This window comes from Brucella gallinifaecis, assembly GCF_006476605.1.
Lineage (GTDB): Bacteria > Pseudomonadota > Alphaproteobacteria > Rhizobiales > Rhizobiaceae > Brucella > Brucella gallinifaecis.
In genome coordinates, this window is the sequence record NZ_ML636835.1 from 1 (window position 1) to 1,284 (window position 1,284).

The following is a 1,284-nucleotide window of genomic DNA, read 5'->3' on the forward strand; positions in this document are numbered from 1 at the left end:
AGAGGTGGTTCGGGAAATCTGGACAGCGGAGATAAGTGGAATTTCTGCCTGACTTCGGCTTAGATGCCGAGAACAGGAGATACCATGACGAGACGACCACGCCGGAACCACAGCCCGGCTTTCAAGGCAAAGGTGGCGCTTGCCGCCATTCGAGGCGAGCAGACACTGGTGGAATTGTCCCAGCAGTTCGACGTGCATGCCAACCAGATTAAGCAGTGGAAAGACCAGCTCCTTGAGGGGGCGACCGGCGTTTTCGGTGATGAGAACAAGGCGGAACCGACAGGGCCAACCGTTGATGTCAAAACGCTTCATGCCAAAATCGGCGAACTGACGCTGGAGAACGATTTTTTGTCCGGTGCGCTCGGCAAGGCGGGATTGCTGGGCGGAAAAAAATGATTGACCGCGCGCACAAGCTGTCGGTTGCAAGGCAGGCCCGGCTTCTCGGCTTCAGCCGTAGCAGCATCTACTATTCTCCACGATCAGTGTCGGACAGCGATCTGGCTTTGATGCGGCGGATCGACGAACTGCATCTCGACTACCCTTTTGCCGGAAGTCGGATGTTGCAAGGGCTTTTGAGAGGAGAAGGGCTGGAAACTGGGCGGCTTCATATCGCAACGCTGATGAAAAAGATGGGCATTGAGGCAATCTATCGCCGCCCGAACACCTCGAAGCCAGCGCCAGGGCACAAAATCTATCCCTATCTCCTGCGCAAGCTGGCGGTCACCCGGCCCAACCAGGTGTGGGCAATGGATCTGACCTATATCCCCATGGCGCGTGGTTTTGTCTATCTCTGCGCCGTCGTGGACTGGTTCAGCCGCAAGGTTTTATCGTGGCGACTGTCGATCACGATGGAAGCGGCCTTCTGCATCGAAGCGGTTGAGGAAGCGCTGGCCCGCTATGGCAAGCCGGATATCTTCAACACAGATCAGGGATCGCAGTTCACGTCCATTGACTTCACCACCGTGCTGAAGAAGGCGGAAGTCGCCATCTCGATGGATGGCAAGGGCGCGTGGCGGGACAATGTCTTCGTCGAGCGGCTCTGGCGGTCGATCAAATATGAGGAGGTTTATCTCCACGCCTACAAGACCGTGTCTGAGGCCCGCGTCGGCATCGGTCGATATCTGACCTTTTACAATAGCCGACGCCCACATTCATCCCTTGACCGGCAGACGCCGGATCAGGTCTACTTCAACGCGCTGACACCAATGATGGTGGCGGCATAATCGCGGCGGAAATCCACTTAACGAAACGCCCGAAACTGTTCAGACAAACCGAACCACCTCT

Annotated in this window: 1 protein-coding gene; it reads left to right on the forward strand. The window is 56.5% G+C overall.

What is annotated here, in order from left to right; all coding sequences use genetic code 11:
* Window positions 1–84: 84 nt before the first annotated feature.
* A protein-coding gene (locus FHY56_RS17720; RefSeq protein ID WP_168927626.1) for an IS3 family transposase occupies window positions 85–1,223 on the forward strand; the annotation gives its coding sequence in 2 pieces (ribosomal slippage) (window positions 85–343 and window positions 343–1,223; 1,140 coding nt in all).
* Window positions 1,224–1,284: the final 61 nt, after the last annotated feature.